We start from the raw sequence: 17,576 nt of genomic DNA, 5'->3' as shown, positions 1-17,576 counted from the left end.
GATGGCCGCCACCGCGGCCGGGGCCATCGAAACCATCGAAGCCATCGACACGAACCCGGCGCTGGCCGGTCCCAATCCATTCGTCGGCCTGAGGCCGGAGGACTTCGTCAGCGCCGCGCAGCAGATCGGCGCGCAGTGCGTGCAGGAGCCGGCGCTCGTGCTCGAGCAGCAGGCGCAACTGGCGCACGATCTCGTCAGCGTCCTGGATGGCTCGGCACCGTTGCCGTCGGCGCGGGACCGGCGCTTTGGCGATGCCGCCTGGCGCGACAATCCGCTGTACCGCATGTCGCTGCAGGGCTACCAGGCCTGGCGGGACGCACTGGGCGGCTTTGTGCGGCGCTCGGTGATGGACGCGCGCAGCAAGCACCGCGCGCAGTACTTCACCGAGCTGGTGATCGATGCGCTGGCCCCGACCAATACCCTGCTGGGCAACCCCGCCGCGCTGAGAAAGACGGTGGAGTCGTGCGGGATGAACCTGGTCAGCGGGCTGGCCAACCTGGTCGCCGATACCCTGGGCAACGGCGGCATGCCGGCCCAGGTCGACAAGGAAGCCTTCAGGGTCGGCCAGAACCTGGCGACGACGCGGGGCGCGGTGGTGTTCCGCAACGAAGTGCTGGAACTGATCCAGTACGCGCCGTCCACGGCCCGCGTGCATGCGCGCCCGCAGCTGATCGTGCCGCCGCAGGTCAACAAGTTCTATGTGTTCGACCTGGCCAGCGGCAAGAGCATGGTGGAGTACCTGCTGGCGCAGGAGCTGCAGGTATTCATCGTCAGCTGGCGCAATCCCACCGCCGCGCAGCGCGACTGGAACCTGGATACCTATGTCAGCGCGCTGATCGAGGCGATCCGGGCGATCCGCGACATCACCGGCAGTGCCGACGTCAATCTGCACGGCGCCTGCTCCGGCGCGATGACCATGGCGGCGCTGATGGGGTATTGCGCCGCCAGCGGCGAAAAGCTGGTGCATGCCGCGACGCTGATGGTATCGGTGTTCGGACTCGATGCGCAGTCGCAGCTCGGGCTGGTCAGCACGCCCGAGGCCGTCACGGCAGCGCGGCAGGGCAGCCAGGCGCTCGGCGTGCTCGACGGCGCGGCGCTGGGACGGATTTTTGCCTGGCTGCGGCCGAACGACCTGGTGTGGAATTACTGGGTCAACAACTACCTGCTCGGCAATGCGCCGCCGGCCTTCGATGTCCTCTACTGGAACAACGACACCACGCGGTTGCCCGCCGGCTTGCACGGCCAGTTCCTCGACATGCTTACGATGAACCAGCTCGCCACGCCGCGCACGCTGCATGTGCTGGGCCACGCCATCACGCTGTCGGACGTGACCTGCGACAAGTATGTGCTGGCCGGCATGACCGACCACATCACGCCATGGAAGGCGGTTTACCGGTCGATGCACGCCTTTGGCGGGCGCACCGAGTTCGTGCTGAGTTCCAGCGGCCACGTGCAGAGCCTGGTCAATCCCCCCGGCAACCCGAAGGCTAAGTTCTTCCGCGGCGGCGCGCCGGCCGCCGATCCGCAGGCCTGGCTCGACGGCGCGACCGCCGTGCAGGACTCATGGTGGGAACACTGGAGCCAGTGGCTGAAGGCGCGCTCGGGACCAAAGCGCCGCGCGCCCGACGTTCTCGGCAGCGCGCAATTCGCACCCTGTGGCGATGCGCCCGGACGCTATGTGAGCGAAGGGTGATGCGCAGGTCCATGGGCGCCGGCTCATGCCCGGCGGCCAACCGCAGTTTCGATTTTTGCAACCCAACCGTGAGGAGATACCCAGATGGAATCGACCAACACCGCGGACGCCGCCACCCGGCAGGCGTCCCAGGCCCCGCACCGCAAGCTGCTTGACTTCGTCCGGCACAATCGCCTGGACCCGGCCGCGATCCTCGAGTCGCGCCGCAAGGACATCGAGGCGCTGGCCAGCATCAACATCACGCTGCTGACCGGCCTGCAATCGGTGGTGCGCCTGCAGGCCGAGTACCTGTGCGACACCGCCGCCGACCTGCAGGCGCTGGCGCGCGGCGGCGAGTCCGCCGAGGGCAAGGCTTCTGCCGGGGTGGCGCAAGCGCTGCCGCGCTCGCTGCACAAGGCCGTGGCCGGCCTGCGCGGCCTGAGCGACACGCTCTACCAGGCCCAGGCGGACAGCATCGCCACGGTCGGCCGGCGCATCGCCGAGAACGTGGAGGAGGTCAAGGGCATCCTGCGCCCCAAGGCATAAACGCCGGCGGGCATGGCCGGCGCGCCGGCCATGCCCGCGCGCCAACGTCTCCAGGACCAACTGATGACAACCATCGATGCCGGCACGCAAGCCGGCCACAAGCTCCAGGTCCGGACCGTGGCTCTGGACGGCCAGGTACTCAGGACCGGCATCCGGCCGGGCCGGGACGCAGGCCCGCCGCTGCTGGTCTTCAACGGCATCGGCGCCAACTTCGAACTGCTCCAGCCCTTTGTCGACGCACTGCCCGACATCGAAGTGATTCTCTTCGACGTCCCCGGCGTCGGCGGGTCGCCCCCGCCGCTGATGCCTTACCGCTTCTCCAGTCTCTGCGTGCTGGCCGACCGGCTGCTGTCGCACCTTGGCTACGATGGCCAGGTCGATGCGCTTGGCGTGTCGTGGGGCGGAGCGCTGGCGCAGGAGTTCGCCCGGCTTCATGCCCACCGTTGCAGGCGCCTGGTCCTGGCGGCCACCTCGCCCGGCGTCATCATGGTGCCCGGCAGGCTGTCAGTGCTGACCAAGATGATCGGCCTGCGCCGCTATACCGATCCGCAGTACCTGCGCCGTGTTGGTGCCGACCTGTATGGCGGCGCCTTGCGCCATGACCCCGCATGGCTCGACCAGCATGGCCGGCACATGCGGCCGCCGCGCGGACGCGGCTACCTCTACCAGCTGCTGGCGGCCTGGGGCTGGAGCAGCCTGCCCTGGCTGGGCGCGCTGAAGCAGCCCACGCTGGTGATGCACGGGACCGACGACCCGATCGTGCCGCCGGTCAATGCCAGGATCCTGGCCGCGGCCATTTCCCACGCGACGCTGCAGCTGGTCGACGACGGGCACCTCTTTCTTGTGACTGGCGCCGAGAGCGCGGCCAGAACCATCGGCCGCTTCCTGCGCGCATAGGTGACCGCTTTCGCGCAGGCCTTGACGCGGCACGCAGCACGCCCCCCGGACGGGGGAACGCATGCTGCGCTTCGTGGACTGGGCATCACCCTGTCGGGTGGCGGTTTTTCTTATCTCGCGCTTGGAAAAATTTCATCTCTGCCGTGGGACCGGCTCCCATTAAAGTTGGTCAGAGCAGGAATATGGATGCTGCAGGATTCTTGGCGGAGGACGGCATGGATGCAGGCAAGCAACTGGCTCACGCGCGCGAAGTGGGTGTCAAGACGGGCGTCGTGCTGCAAAAGCGGCTGAGGAATGCGCAGGAGGCCTATACACATCGTGTGCGGGAGGCCATGGGCGAGGAGGACAACGCGGCCCCCGCGCCGGCGAAGTGGATGGCCGGCCTCGATCCGATGAACGGCTATGCCTACGCCGTCGACAGCATGCAGCGTGCCATCCTGTTCTGGGACACGCTCAGGGAGCGGGGCAACCACTTTGTGGAAAACGCCACGCACGGTCTCAAGCCAGTCCTGCACTTCGACTACGAAACCGTGATGGATGGCCGCCAGTTCGCGCGGCCAGTCAACTACGCGCTGCTGAAAATCACGCCGCCCGAAGGCGTGACCATCGATGACAGCCGCCGCCCCTATGTCATCATCGATCCGCGTGCCGGGCACGGCCCGGGTATCGGCGGGTTCAAGGACGATTCGCAGGTGGGCGTGGCGATGCGTGCCGGCCACCCGGTCTACTTTGTTATCTTCTTCCGTGACCCGGAGCCGGGGCAGACGCTGCTCGACGTATGCGAGGCGGAGCAACAGTTCATCCGCAAGGTGCGCGCCCTGCATCCGGACAGCGCCAAGCCGGCCATCATCGGCAATTGCCAGGGTGGCTGGGCCGCGATGATGCTCGGTGCATCGGACCCGGACGACACCGGCCCGATCGTCATCAACGGTGCGCCGATGTCGTACTGGAGCGGTGCCTGGAGCGCGGGCGAGGGCGACAACCCCATGCGTTATTCCGGCGGCCTGCTGGGCGGCACCTGGCTGGCATCGCTTACGGCGGACCTCGGCAACGGCAAGTTCGACGGCGCCTGGCTGGTGCAGAACTTCGAGAACCTGAACCCGGCCAACAGCCTGTGGGACAAGTACTACAACCTGTACCGCAAGGCCGATACCGAGCCGCCGCGCTTCCTCGAGTTCGAGCGCTGGTGGGGCGGCTACTACCTGATGAACCGCGAGGAGATCGAATGGATCACGCGGAACCTGTTCGTCGGCAACAAGCTGTGGAGCGGCGACGTCAAGGCGGCAGGCGGCAAGGGCTTCGACCTGCGCGAGATCCGGGCGCCGATCGTTCTGTTTGCCTCGATGGGCGACAACATCACGCCGCCGCAGCAGGCTTTCAACTGGGTCGTTGACGTCTATGCCAGTACCGAGGAAATCAAGGCACGCGGCCAGGTGATCGTCGGGATGATGCACCGTAGCGTGGGCCATCTTGGCATCTTCGTCTCGGGCAAGGTCGCACAGAAGGAGCATGCGCAGATCGTTTCGGTGCTGAAGAGCATCGAACTGCTGCCGCCGGGCCTCTACGGCATGGTCATCCACGAGCACAAGCGCGGCGATGGCATCGAATACGAGGTCGAGTTCGAAGAACATTCGCTGGAGGAGCTTGCCGGCCGGCTCAACCGCTTCGAGCGGGCCGACGAGAAACCGTTCGAGGCCGTTGCCGCGCTGTCGGACTTCAACCAGCGCGCCTATGAACTGTTCGCGCAACCGTTCGTCCAGGCAATGTCGAGCGAGGCGTCGGCACGGATGCTGCGCGAGTTCCATCCGCTGCGGGTGCAGAACTGGGCGTTCTCTGACATGAATCCCTGGATGGCCTGGCTGAAGCCCGCGGCCGAGGCGGTCAGGGCGAACCGCCAGGTCATGGCGGATGACCATCCGCTGCGGCAGCAGGAACAGGCGGGGGCGGAAATGCTCAGTGCGGGCCTCGACGCTTACCGCGCCGTGCGCGACGCGATGACGGAGGCATCGTTCTTCAACCTGTACGCCAACCTGTTCTCGTTCCTGTCGCTGGACAAGCCATCCGCGCCGGCAGCCGTGGCGCCGCAGGAACCGCCGGAAGTCAAAGCCGCGCTGGCCTCGGTCGGCGAGGGCGGATACACCGAGGCGATTGCCCGACTGGCCTGCCTGCTCAATCGCAAGGGCGAGCCATTGCCGCTGTCCCGGCTGGAGCTGCGCAAGGAGCTGGTGACGGACTACGCGGACTTCCTGCCGGAACTGCCCCCCGACGCCTGGCGCAAGACCCGGGGCCAGCAGGAGCTGATCACCCGGTACGCGCCGGAGCAGGCGCTGGAGACGCTGCCGGTCTTGCTCAGGCACCAGGCTGACCGCCAGCGGCTGCATGCGCTGGCCGAAAAACTGCGTACCGACGAGCGCCTGCTTGGCACCAGCCCCACCGCGGAGCAGGCTGCCATGCTGGGGCGGATCCGCGCGGTGCTGGCGCCGAAACCCGAGCGCGGCCGCGCCGCTGGCGCACCGCGCGCCGGGGCGTCCTGAGTCAGTACGGCACCAGGCAACGCAACCATCGCAGCCCGCCGACCCCGATGAACATTGAGTGGAGCATGCCGTGAACGCCAGACATGAGAAGTACCAGCGGCTGATCGACTATTGCAAGACCATCCCCCCCACCCCGACCGCGGTGGCGCATCCATGCGACCACGCGTCGCTGGAAGGCGCAGCCGAGGCGGCCCGCATGGGCCTGATCGCGCCGATCCTGGTCGGGCCGCGCAGCCGCATCGAAGACGCCGCGCGTGCCAGCGGCATCGACCTCGGTGCGTACCCGATCGTCGATGCGCCGCACAGCCATGCGGCGGCGGCGGCCGCGGTGCAACTGGTGCGCGAGGGCAAGGCCGAGGCCATCATGAAAGGCAGCCTGCACACCGACGAGCTGATGGGGGCAGTCGTCAGCGGCGACAGCGGCCTGCGCACCGCCCGGCGCATCAGCCATTGCTTCGTGATGGACGTGCCCGGGCACGAGGACGCGTTGATCGTGACCGACGCCGCCGTCAATATCGCCCCGACCCTGTCCGAAAAGGCCGATATCCTCCAGAACGCGATCGACCTGGCCCACGCCCTGCAGCTAAAGGAAGTCCGGGTGGCGATCCTGTCGGCAATGGAGACCATCAATCCCAAGGTGCCATCCACCATCGAAGCCGCCGCGCTGTGCAAGATGGTCGATCGCCACCAGATCACCGGCGCGGTGGTCGACGGCCCGCTCGCGCTGGACAATGCCATCAACCTGGATGCGGCACGCATCAAGAAAATCGATTCGCCGGTGGCCGGGCGCGCCAACGTCTTGCTGGTGCCCGACCTGGACGCCGGCAACATGCTCGCCAAGAGCCTGACGTTCCTGGCCGGCGCGGATGCCGCGGGCATCGTGCTGGGCGCGCGCGTGCCGATCATCCTGACCAGCCGTGCCGACACGGTGACGACGCGGCTGGCGTCGTGCGCGGTGGCTGCCTTAGTCGCCAAGGCGCGGCGCGAGTCCACCCAGGTGGCGGGGTGATGTCATGGCAGAGATCATCCTGGTCCTGAACGCGGGCTCGTCAAGCCTCAAGTACTGCGCCTACGATGTCCATGACAACGCACTGAGGCTCGTACTACGCGGCAGCATCGAAGGGCTTTACACCGCTCCGGCGTTTCGCGCGGCCGATGCGGCCGGCGCCGAGGTCGAAGCCAGGCAGTGGGGTGCCGGCACCCAGCTTGGGCATGAAGGCGCTATCGCCTACCTGGCGGATTTCCTGCGTGGCCACGGAGAAGGGCATACGCTCGCGGCGGTGGGGCACCGGGTGGTGCACGGCGGCGTGCGCTTCACGCAGCCGGCAAGGGTGACCGATGCGCTGCTGGCAGAGCTGGACACGCTTTGCCCGCTCGCGCCGTTGCACCAGCCGCACAATCTCAAAGCCATCCGCATTCTGGCGGAGCGGCGTCCGGCCTTGCCGCAAGTGGCGTGTTTCGACACCGCCTTCCACCGCGCGCAGCCGGAAGTGGCGCAGGCGTTCGCGCTGCCGGTGGAGATCACCGGGCGCGGCGTCAGGCGCTACGGCTTCCACGGGCTGTCCTACGAGTACATTGCCAGCGTCCTGCCGCGCATCGACGCCGCCGCGGCCGCGGGCCGCACCGTTGTCGCCCATCTCGGCAATGGCAGCAGCATGTGCGCCCTGGTGGCGGGGCGCAGCGTGGCCAGCACCATGGGCTTCACCGCCGTGGACGGGCTGCCCATGGGAACGCGCTGCGGCAGCCTGGATCCGGGCGTGATCCTGTACCTGATCGACGCGCTCGGCATGGATTCCGGCGCCATCGAGGACCTGATCTACCGCAAGTCGGGATTGCTCGGCATGTCCGGCCTGTCGAGCGATATGCGCGCACTGCTCGCCAGCGACGACGCGCGTGCCCGCTTTGCGGTCGAGGTGTACACGTACCGCATCGCGCGCGAGCTTGGCTCGCTCGCCGCGGCCGCGCAAGGACTGGACGCGCTGGTATTTACCGCGGGCATCGGCGAGCACGCGGCACCGGTTCGCGAGCGCGTGTGCCGGCAGGCGGCATGGCTGGGCGTAAGCATCGATGCCGCGGCCAATGCCCGTAACGGGCCGCAGATCAGCGAGGTATCAGGGAAGGTACCCGTCTGGGTCATCCCGACCGACGAGGAGTTGATGATCGCCAGGCATACCCGGGAGATCATCGCGACGCCCGCGCCATGACCGCCGAGCCGGCAGAGCAGTGGACCGACACGGTGCGATGGGCGCCGCGGCAGCAATGAACCTTCAGGGGACGCGACATGACACCCGAGCACAGACCGCCGATTCTCGCCAATACCAGGGCACTCGTCTGCGGGATTGCGAACGCGCATTCCATTGCCTACGGTTGCGCCCGGGCCTTCCACGAACTGGGCGCGGAAGTTGCCATCACCTATGCCGGCGAAAAGGCCCGGCAATATGTCGAACCGGTGGCACAGGAACTTTCCGCCCCGATCTTCCTTCCGCTGGACGTGACCAGCGAGGCCGAAATGGATGCGCTGTTCACGCGGATCCGGGACCAGTGGGGAAAGCTCGATATCCTGCTGCATTCCGTGGCCTGGGCCCCGAAGGACGACCTGCAGGGCGGCCTGCTCAATTGTTCGGCGGAAGGCTTCGCCCGGGCCATGGACGTATCCTGCCACTCCTTCATACGCATGGCCCGCCTGGCGGCGCCGCTGATGCGCGATGGCGGCACGATGTTCACCATGAGCTATCACGGCGCCAACAAGGTGGTGCCGAACTATAACGTCATGGGGCCCGTAAAAGCCGCGCTCGAAGCGGTGTCGCGCTACCTGGCGTACGAGCTTGGCCCGCAGGGTATCCGTGTGCATGCGATCTCGCCCGGGCCGCTCCAGACCCGCGCGGCATCGGGCCTGAAGGATTTCGACCTGATGCTCGCCGACGCGGTGCAGCGCGCGCCGCTCGGTGAGCTGGTCGACATCATGGACGTGGGCTACACCTGCGCGTTCCTCGCCACGCCGTACGCCCGGCGGCTGTCAGGCGAAACCCTGTATGTGGATGGGGGCGTCAACATCATGGCCTGAGCACCGCCTGCGAGCGGGCGCCCGCGCCGGCTATTGCCCGCTGGCCTGCAACGCCAGCGTGACGACACGTAGCGTGGCGTCATCGGGGCACGGTGTGTCGGCAAATCCCAACCGCTTCGCCAGGCGTCGCATGGCGGTATTCGACGACAGCACATAACCGTCCATGCGCCGATAGCCGCGGCGCCGGGCAACATCGATCAGTACCCGCAGCAACTGGCTGGCGAGGCCGAGCCCATGCCAGTCGTCGCTGACCGTCACGGCGAACTCGCAAGCGTCGCTGCCCGGTGCGGCAGCATAGCGGGCACCGCCAACGATGGCAGGCGCGTCGTTCTCCGTGGCGATCGCCACCAGGGCAAACTCGCGCTCCGGCGACGGATGCGTCGCCTGCTCGAGCATTGCCTCCGGCAGTTGCTGCATGGCCGCCATGAAGCGGGTATACCGCGCATCGGCGGACAGCTGGTTGAACGCGGCCAGCAGGCCGGCCTTGTCACGTTCGCCGATTTCCCGCACCAGGAGCTCGCGACCGTCGCGCACGGTGACGTTGAAGGGTGCAAATACTGTTGCCGGATCGCGCTCTTGCATGGGCAGTGAGATTGATGAGGTGAGCAGGGAATAACCTGGGCCGATGCAGTCATAGTAGTTGATGCGCCATGCCGGTGTCGGTGCCGGTGCCGGTGCCGGAAAACGGAAGCCGCGGGTGCAAGGCGACGGAAGCGAGGCGCCCTTGCAAGTGCCCGCTTGCAACTCCCCATTTCGTGCCTAGACTCCATATGGGCAAACCGCGCGCTTGCTTGCGCGGCTTGCGATCCCGCCCATGTCCTCTGTCCGCCCTTCTCGTTGGCTGGCAGGCCTTCTTCTGTACGGCCTGATGGGCGCGCTCAGCCTTTGCGGACCCTCTGCCGCAGCCCCGCAAGCTCCGCCATCGCCAAATCCGCCAGCGTCGTCCCCTGCCGCTACCGCCGCGACAGGCCAGGCCACTCCTGCCAAGCCGCGCGGCCTGAACCTTGCCAACAAGCCCCGTACCGGCGACTTCGACGTGATGCTCGAGAGCCGCGTCATCCGCGTGCTGGTGCCGTACAGCCGCACGCTTTACTTCAGCGACAAGGGCCGCGAGCGCGGACTGACCGCGGAACTGGTGCGTGACTTCGAGCGCTACCTGAACAAGAAGTACGCCGACCAGCTCGGCAAGCGCCCGCTGACCATCGTCATCATCCCGACCACGCGCGACCGGCTGCTGCCCGACCTGATGGCGGGGCTTGGCGATATCGCCGCCGGCAACCTGACCGAAACCGAAAGCAGGCTGAAGCAGGTGGACTTCACCGCGCCGCGCGACCGCAAGCCGGTACGCGAGCTGGTGATCACGGGGCCAAAGGCACCGCCGTTGCAGCGCCTCGACGATCTCGCCGGAAAGACCGTGCATGTACGGCGCGCCAGCAGCTATTTCGAAAGCCTGACCGTGCTGAACGACGGCCTGCGCCGCGCCGGCAAGGCGCCGATCAAGCTGGTCATGCTGCCCGACGCGCTCGAGGACGAAGACGCGCTCGAGATGCTCAACGCGGGCGTGCTGCAGATCCTGGTGGTCGATGACTGGAAGGCCGCGACCTGGGCGCAGATCCTGCCAAACATCAAGGTTCGCGAAGACCTGGCCGTGCGCGAAGGTAGCTATACCGGCTGGGCCTACCGCAAGAACAGCCCGCAACTGCGGCAGGCCATCGAAGACTTCTACGTCAATTTCGTCAAGAAGCAGGGCGGAGCGGAGTACCGGCTGAAGCAGACCATGCTGCGCATCAAGCAGATCAAGAACAATACCGACGATGCCGAGTACAAGCGCTTCCAGCAGACCATCGCCTTCTTCGAAAAGTACGGCAAGGACTATGGCTTCGACCCGCTGATGCTGGCCGCGCAGGGCTTCCAGGAATCCCAGCTGAACCAGGAGGCGCGCAGCCATGTCGGCGCGGTCGGCATCATGCAGATCATGCCGGCCACCGGCAAGGAACTGAATGTCGGCAATATCCGGATGGCCGAAGCCAACGTCCATGCCGGCGCCAAGTACATGGACCGGCTGATGACCAAGTACTTCCCCGACGCGCATTTCTCGGAAGCGAACCGGCCGCTGTTCGCCTTTGCCAGCTATAACGCCGGGCCGGGCAATATCGCCAAGATGCGCAAGGAAGCGGCGGCGCGCGGACTGGATCCCGACAAGTGGTTCAACAACGTCGAGATCGTGGTGGCGGAGAAGATCGGCATCGAGACCACCACCTATGTGCGCAATATCTTCAAGTACTACGCGGCGTACCGGCTGATGCAGGACATGCAGGCGTCGCGCGAGCGCGCGATCAGGCAGGTACAGAAATAGCGGCGATACCAGTGGCCGGCAGCAGCGGCTGGCGCCAGCAGCCGGCCGTCAGCGCGGCGCCGGGCGCACTCGCCGTAACGTCTCTTGCTGGCCATCAGTCAAGAAAGTCAGGACCGCAGCAGGCCGCGTGCGGCCTGCCTGATTTCGGACGAAGAGAAGCGGAAAACAGCGCGGTCCAGCAAGTAGTGGATGAAGCCCGTCGCGAATCCCACAGCCAGCAGGGCCGGCACGAAAGGCGAGGAGCGCAGCCAGCGCGCGGCATCGCCGAAAATGCGATCGGCGTAAGCGTATTCGTCAGTCACGGCCTCTACCTCCAGCACCGGCAGCAGCAGCGTGGAGACGACGGCGAGCACAAGCAGCACTGCCCAGCCGCGTCGATTGATGGGGGCAAGCAACTGGTGCCAATGCGTGCCTGGTGCCTGGTCCCCGCCGGAAGCTGTGAGCGAGACGAGTCCCATTGCCGAACTCCAATGTTGCACGCTCCACAGCACCATGAACAGGAAGGGGTCGCGTGCGAGAAAGGCGACGAGCACCATGGAGGAGACGCCGACGACGTAGGCAATGCGCGGCGACGATGCGCGCTGCGAGCGTAGTTCGACGTAGAGCATGAGAGCGGTCAGGATCAACACGAAGGCGATGCCGCCATAGTGCAGCGTGCGCACTAACACGTCCGACCAGCCCACGCCTAGCAGCGGGTCGATCCAGCGGTCCTGGAAGGCGATCGATCCGGCCAGGGCCTCTGCCAGTACGACGAAACCGCCGCCCACGACGAGCGCGAACCATCGATCAAGCCGTCGTGTGACCGCCTCGGACGCCCGTCCCGCGCGGGCGCGGTAGAGGCTGAGCAGCCCAAAATGCTGCGCGGAAAAATGGTGGCTTACCAGCAGGTAGTCCAGGACGGCCAACCAGACCACGCGCTCGGTCAGTGGCATCGGCAGCGCGCTCTCCGGAGCCAGAAGCAAGGCGAAGCAGGCCCCGGCGACGGCTAGCGGGGCCACGACGAAGCGCAGCCGTTGCGTGACGAGCAAGGGCCGGTAAGCCGGGGTTGCGTAGGCCAGCCAGGCCGATGAAACACGGTGACCGAACCATAGCGGGACCGCGAAGGCAAAGAACAGCCCGTCCACCGGGCTGGCGCGCGCGTCGTCATGACCCCACGACAGCAAAAGGACCAAAGGGGCTAACCACAGCGCATTCAACACCCAAACGAGGTCCCAGGCCGGGCTTTTGATCCAGCACGTGGGGGGCGTCCTGGATTGGCCATTGCCGCGCAACGGACCCGTCGCCATGGTGGCGCTCCTGGCAACTAGCTGCGGGACCGTTCCTGGCAGGAGGGCCCCGCCTTAGACATGCCCGAGCAACTTCCACCAAAGCGGACCTACGACCAGCCAGATGACCATGTAGATCAGGCTCATGAAGAACCCGGCCTTCCACCAATCTCCTTGCGAAACATAGCCAGCGCCAAACATTACCGGACCCGAACCGATGCCGTATTGCGTCAGACAGCCGTTGACGTTGCTCAGGATGCCAAGGGCTACGGCTGCCGTGAACGGAGGGATGCCAGCGGCAACCATCAGTGCCATGGACAGCGGAAACAGAGCGCTGATATGTGCCGTGGCGCTGGCGAAGAAGTAGTGTATGTAGCAGTAGATTGCCGCCACCAGCATATAGACAGCCAGCCTCGGGAAGCCCTCGAGATAGGCGCCGAATTCCTTGCCGAACCACGTGACCATGCCGTATTCGTTGAGCTTCGACGCAAGCATGATGAGCAAGCCAATCCAGATCATGGTGTCCCACGCTGACTTCTCGTCGAGGGCGTCCTGCCAGGTCAGCACACCAGTGATGAAAAGCAGCGAGACACCGAGAGCAGCGGCGAGCGTCGCGCTGATCTTCAGGTACTCGCCAAAAATCCAGAGGACCAGCAAGCCGATGAAGATGGCGCCCATGATGATCTCCTTGGAGGAGATGCGTCCCATCGCAGCAAGCTCTCTCTGCGCCAGCGCCGTCGCATCGGGCGTTTTTCGAATCTCCGGCGGGGCAATCCACAGCATGGCCAGGGGAATGATCGCCAGACACAGCAAGCCGGGGACGGATGCAGCCACCGCCCACTCAAGCCAGCTGATCGAGACCCCCTGGTCTGCGGCCAGCTTGACGGAAAGCGGATTACCGGCCATCGCAGTGATGAACATCCCTGCCGTAATGATATTCGCGTGGAAGGCACAAAGGATCAGATAGCTTCCTACCTTGCCCCGCGATTCGGGATCGCCGGCATGGCTGCCAAGGACTTCTGCGATCGCACGGGTAATCGGCAGCATGACTCCGCCGGCGCGGGCGGTGATGCTTGGCATGGCGGGCGAAATCAGCAGTTCGGTCAAGGCCAGCCCGTAACCCAACCCCACTGTCCGCTTGCCCAGTAGTCGCATGAAGAGCAACGCGATCCGACGCCCCAGACCGGTCTTGATTACGCCGCGGGAAATGAAGAAGGCGAGCAGCACGAGCCAGACCAGATCGGTGCCGGTGGATCTGGTCACGTCTGCAAAAGACACGACACCAACCAGCACGCCTACAGTTGCGCCAATGATGGCGACTGCCGCCATCGGCAGCGGTGCTGTCATGATGCCGGCAATGGTGGCAACGAATACTGCAAACATGTGCCACGCTTTCAGCCCTAGCCCGGCCGGCGCCGGAAGGAACCACAAGACAATGCCGATGCCTACCGGGACCAGGAATTTCCAGGCCTTGCCGAGTTGACTGGCGGGAAGTGTTGGCTTCGTCGCGGGAGTACTTGACGGCGGCGTTTCCTTGGCGTGAGACAGAGCCATGATTTGCCTCCTGCTGGCATTGAGTTTTGACGAGTTTCTAGCCTGAAGCCATGGGTCTACAGTGCCGCCCGGACGCTGTCGGTCGCCTCTTTGACGATGCTTGCGCTGCGTTGCAGGGACGTACGCTCAATGGCGTTGAGCTCCGGGTAGGCCAGCACTTGGGCGCCAGTGCCATTGAGCACCAGCGGCAGCGAAAGACATACCTCGGAAATTCCTTCGATTTCGGCGTGCACTACACCGACCGTGATGATCAGGTCAGTGTTGTGCACGAGAGCCTCGCAGATGCGGCCGATCGCGCTGGCGATGCCATAATGGGTGGCCCCTTTTCCTTCCTTGATCAGCTTGGCTGCCTCGTGGACGGAACGCAGGATCAGGTCGCGGCTGGCAGGCCCCAGTTCCTTGCCGCTCTTGGTCAGGAACGCGTCGAGGGGCATCCCCGAAACCGTCGCACCGGACCAGGCGATCAGGGCGGACTCGCCGTGTTCGCCGAGGACGTACGCATGAATCGCGGGTGCGACGACGCCCAGGCGCTCGGAGAGCAGCGAGCGCAGTCGCCCCGTATCGAGCGAGGTGCCAGTACTGATGACACGCTCGCGCGCGCAACCGAGGCGGTTAAATACGACAGCGGCAAGCACGTCGCAGGGGTTGGCGGCAATGACGTAAATTGCATTGGGTGCGAGACCAGCCACCCATCGACAATTTCGAGCGCGACTTCCGCATTGGTCTTGGCCAGGTCCAGGCGTGTCTGGCCCGGTTTCACACCGACGCCGGCCGTTATCACGATGACATCTGCGTCGCGGGCGTCTTCGTATTCACCAGCGTGGAAGCGATTGTGCCCCCAGAACGCCGCAGCATGGGCGAGATCGAGCACCTGTCCTTCCGCTCGGATTCGCGCGAGGTCGATGACCACGATCTCTGCGCTTGGAATGGCCAGAGCCGTAAATAGCGCCGCTGAGCCGCCCACCAGGCCCGCCCCAACAATGACAATCTTGGGCTGACGCATCGCATGCCTCCGTTGGGACATGTATTCAACGGCCCGACTCATCGGCATCTACGCCTTCCAGCAGTGAAGATGCCACGGCGCGCGAATGCCACTAAAGCCCCGGACTTATGCCGCTCGATGCTACGCCTTGCTGGTTGCGCCAAACGCTAGGGCGGCGCAGCTGTCGAATTCGCCAGATGAACACTAGGGCAACCGCGCACCATTTTCAACTCCACCTGACAGCCGGTCCGCACAGTGTGCCAGTGTTGTCGGATACCCCCATCGCGTCACGACGCGGGATTCAGGATACGCTCGGTATCCTCGCCCAGGTTAGGCGCGGGCTTATAGATCGACGCAGGCGTTTTCGAAAAAAGCGCTGTCGGGCGGGTCGTCACCACTTCGCCTTCGGTGGGATGCGCCATGGTCTGGAACAAGCCTGTGCTTTGCACCTGGGGATGGTTCTGGATGGTGTGGATCGAGTACATCTCCGCGACCGGGATGTCCATTTCCCGGCAAACGTCCATCATTTCCCTGGTGGTGTATTGCGCGGTGATATTGCGCAATTCCGCGTAGATTGCCTGGATGTTCTTGTTGCGCTCGATGCGGCTGCTGATATTGAACTGGTCGATGAACTCGCCGCGCCCGAAGCGGTGGAAGAAGGCCTTCCAGTGCTGCTCCGTGTAGGGCAGTACGGCAATATAGCCATCCCGTGTCGGCGATGGCTTGCGCCCGCCCTTGAGCAGGCGAGCATAGCCGGCATCGCCGATGGGCGGGTGGAAACCATGGCCGCCCAGGTGTTCCGTCATGGTAAAGGCGACCATGGTCTCGAACATCGGCACTTCCACGTACTGGCCTTCGCCGGTGCGGGCCTTGTGCACCAGTGCGCCGAGAATGGCGTTGGCGGTGGCCAGGCCGGCGATCTTGTCGGCCAATAGCGTGGGCGGATAGTCGGGTACGCCGCTCTCGTGGCCCACCAGATGGGCCAGGCCGCACGCCCCCTGGATGATGTCGTCGAACGCGGGCTGGCCGGCAAAGGCGCCGCCCTCGCCAAAACCGGTGGCGGCGCAGTAGACGATGCCCGGGTTGATCCGTGCCACCGCATCGTAATCAAAGCCCAGCCGCTGGATCGCCTTGACGCGGATGTTGTGCACCAGCACGTCGCAGCGGGCAATCAGCTGGCGCAACTGCGCCTTGCCTTGCTCCGTCTTCAGGTCGATGCAGACCGAACTCTTGTTGCGGTTGATATTCATGAAGGTCGAGCTCATGCCGGGCGTGCGGCTTACACCGTTGGCACGCATCAGGTCGCCCTCGGGCGGCTCCACCTTGATCACTTCGGCGCCGTAGTCCGCCAGCACCTGGGTCGCGACCGGACCGAGCACCACGGCGGTCAGGTCCAGCACGCGGATACCGGCAAGAGGGCCGCGTGGAATCGTGGCGGGAGGTTGCGTCGGGTCGGTCGTGTCGCTTGCTTTCATGGTGGACTGGCTTCTCCTCGTAATTACCTAGAGCGGATTCGATGCATTGACTATAGAGTGTTGCTTGTTCGCAAGCAAGTAAGGATAAACATGGATACGTTGCACATCACGGTAGGCGACTTGCCGCCGGAATGCGAGGCGCTGCGCTCGGAGGCCAGGGCGTTTGCCAAAGCGCACATGACCCGGTATTCCCGCGTCGAACGTGCGCACAACTGGGCCGGGCGGGACCCCGCATTCTCGAAAAAGATGGGCGAGCAGGGCTGGCTGGGCATGACCTGGCCGACCGACGTCGGCGGCGGCGGCAGGAGCATGCTCGAGCGCTATGTGATGCTGGAAGAACTGCTGGCCGTGGGCGCGCCAATGGGTGCGCACTGGGCCGCGGACCGGCAGATGGGGCCGCTGCTGATCCGCTACAGCCGCGACCAGCTTGCCCCGAAGATCATTCCGCAGATCCGCCGCGGCGAGGCTTTTATCTGCATCGGCATGAGCGAACCGGACTCGGGTTCCGACCTGGCGTCCATCCGCACCCGCGGCACCCGGGTGGAAGGCGGCTGGAAGATCAACGGCCGCAAGGTATGGACCTCGGGCGCCCACCATGCGCACTACATGGTGGCGCTGGTGCGCACCAGCGAACGCGGCGATGACCGCCATGCCGGCATGAGCCAGATCTTCATCGAGATGGACCGCCCCGGTGTGACCGTGCGCCCGATCGTGTCGCAACTGGGCACGCGCATCTTCAACGAAGTGATCCTCGACGATGTCTTTGTCCCCGACGACCACCTCGTCGGCGAAGAGGGCAAGGGCTGGAGCCAGGTCATCAACGAGCTGAAGTACGAGCGCTCCGGGGCGGAGCGCTTCCTGAGCAGCACGCAGCTGCTGCTGGAGATGCTCGATGCCGCCGATGCCGGCAACCGCCAGCAGGCGGTGGCGCTCGGCAAGGTGATCGCGCGCTACGCCACCCTGCGCCAGATGTCGCAGGGCATCGCGCTGATGATGGCCGAGGGGCAGGACCCGTCGCTGGCCGCCTCCATCGTCAAGGACCAGGGCGCGCTGCTGGAGCAGTCGCTGCCCGATATCGCCTATGAGGTATTCCCTGACCGGCTGGGCGACGGCAGCGAATTTGACCAGGTGCTGAACCTGGTAACGCTGGCGGCGCCGTCGTTCTCGCTGCGCGGGGGCACGAGAGAGATTTTGCGCGGGATTATTGCGAAAGGACTGGGGCTGCGATGAG

At 65.5% G+C, this 17,576-nt stretch carries 14 protein-coding genes and 1 pseudogene; 9 read left to right on the top strand and 6 right to left on the bottom strand.

Annotation, left to right across the window (positions count from 1 at the left end; translation table 11 throughout):
* Position 1 precedes the first annotated feature (1 nt).
* From MKD38_RS03925 to fabI, 7 genes are all read left to right on the top strand, one after another.
* Positions 2-1,693 (top strand): alpha/beta fold hydrolase, encoded by a 1,692-nt coding sequence (locus MKD38_RS03925; protein ID WP_252675322.1) that lies wholly within the window; start codon positions 2-4, stop codon positions 1,691-1,693.
* 84 nt (positions 1,694-1,777) lie between these two features.
* Positions 1,778-2,218, top strand: coding sequence for a phasin family protein (locus MKD38_RS03920; RefSeq protein ID WP_252674754.1), 441 nt, complete (start codon positions 1,778-1,780; stop codon positions 2,216-2,218).
* 63 nt (positions 2,219-2,281) lie between these two features.
* Entirely contained in the window at positions 2,282-3,115 is an 834-nt protein-coding gene (gene phaZ / locus MKD38_RS03915; protein ID WP_252674753.1) for a poly(3-hydroxyalkanoate) depolymerase, read from the top strand.
* 215 nt (positions 3,116-3,330) lie between these two features.
* A complete protein-coding gene (locus MKD38_RS03910; protein ID WP_252674752.1) occupies positions 3,331-5,649 on the top strand; it encodes a DUF3141 domain-containing protein in 2,319 nt (772 codons plus the stop codon).
* Positions 5,650-5,719: 70 nt separating this feature from the next.
* A complete protein-coding gene (locus MKD38_RS03905) occupies positions 5,720-6,658 on the top strand; it encodes a phosphate acetyltransferase (RefSeq protein WP_252674751.1) in 939 nt (312 codons plus the stop codon).
* 4 nt (positions 6,659-6,662) lie between these two features.
* Positions 6,663-7,853 (top strand): acetate/propionate family kinase, encoded by a 1,191-nt coding sequence (locus MKD38_RS03900; protein ID WP_252674750.1) that lies wholly within the window; start codon positions 6,663-6,665, stop codon positions 7,851-7,853.
* Between the two features lie 77 nt (positions 7,854-7,930).
* Positions 7,931-8,713 carry an enoyl-ACP reductase FabI gene (fabI, locus tag MKD38_RS03895; protein WP_252674749.1) on the top strand — a complete coding sequence of 261 codons (783 nt, stop codon included), beginning with the start codon at positions 7,931-7,933 and terminating at the stop codon, positions 8,711-8,713.
* 30 nt (positions 8,714-8,743) lie between these two features.
* Here the strand turns inward: fabI and MKD38_RS03890 are convergent, their stop codons facing one another.
* Entirely contained in the window at positions 8,744-9,295 is a 552-nt protein-coding gene (locus MKD38_RS03890) for a GNAT family N-acetyltransferase (RefSeq protein WP_252674748.1), read from the bottom strand.
* Positions 9,296-9,527: 232 nt separating this feature from the next.
* On the opposite strand from MKD38_RS03890, the gene MKD38_RS03885 reads away from it, so the two are divergent.
* Positions 9,528-11,069: an MltF family protein gene (locus tag MKD38_RS03885; protein WP_252674747.1), complete on the top strand. Its 1,542-nt coding sequence runs from the start codon at positions 9,528-9,530 to the stop codon at positions 11,067-11,069.
* Between the two features lie 107 nt (positions 11,070-11,176).
* Here the strand turns inward: MKD38_RS03885 and MKD38_RS03880 are convergent, their stop codons facing one another.
* The 5 genes and pseudogenes from MKD38_RS03880 to MKD38_RS03860 form a co-directional block, all read right to left on the bottom strand.
* Positions 11,177-12,355, bottom strand: coding sequence for a hypothetical protein (locus MKD38_RS03880; protein WP_252674746.1), 1,179 nt, complete (start codon positions 12,353-12,355; stop codon positions 11,177-11,179).
* A 54-nt stretch (positions 12,356-12,409) separates the two neighbouring features.
* Positions 12,410-13,888: a DASS family sodium-coupled anion symporter gene (locus MKD38_RS03875; RefSeq protein WP_252674745.1), complete on the bottom strand. Its 1,479-nt coding sequence runs from the start codon at positions 13,886-13,888 to the stop codon at positions 12,410-12,412.
* A gap of 56 nt (positions 13,889-13,944) precedes the next feature.
* Entirely contained in the window at positions 13,945-14,577 is a 633-nt protein-coding gene (locus tag MKD38_RS03870) for a Rossmann-fold NAD(P)-binding domain-containing protein (RefSeq protein ID WP_252674744.1), read from the bottom strand.
* A gap of 62 nt (positions 14,578-14,639) precedes the next feature.
* Positions 14,640-14,891: pseudogene (locus MKD38_RS31090) on the bottom strand (lactate/malate family dehydrogenase); the annotation flags it as partial.
* A gap of 266 nt (positions 14,892-15,157) precedes the next feature.
* Positions 15,158-16,345: a CaiB/BaiF CoA transferase family protein gene (locus MKD38_RS03860; protein ID WP_252674743.1), complete on the bottom strand. Its 1,188-nt coding sequence runs from the start codon at positions 16,343-16,345 to the stop codon at positions 15,158-15,160.
* Between the two features lie 90 nt (positions 16,346-16,435).
* Between MKD38_RS03860 and MKD38_RS03855 the strand changes: the two genes are divergently transcribed.
* Positions 16,436-17,575 carry an acyl-CoA dehydrogenase family protein gene (locus MKD38_RS03855; protein WP_252674742.1) on the top strand — a complete coding sequence of 380 codons (1,140 nt, stop codon included), beginning with the start codon at positions 16,436-16,438 and terminating at the stop codon, positions 17,573-17,575.
* Position 17,576 lies beyond the last annotated feature (1 nt).

Origin of the sequence: Cupriavidus sp. WGlv3 (assembly GCF_023952475.1) — a bacterium.
In the GTDB taxonomy this organism is placed as follows: domain Bacteria; phylum Pseudomonadota; class Gammaproteobacteria; order Burkholderiales; family Burkholderiaceae; genus Cupriavidus; species Cupriavidus phytorum.
This window is presented reverse-complemented; position numbering and strand designations above follow the sequence as displayed.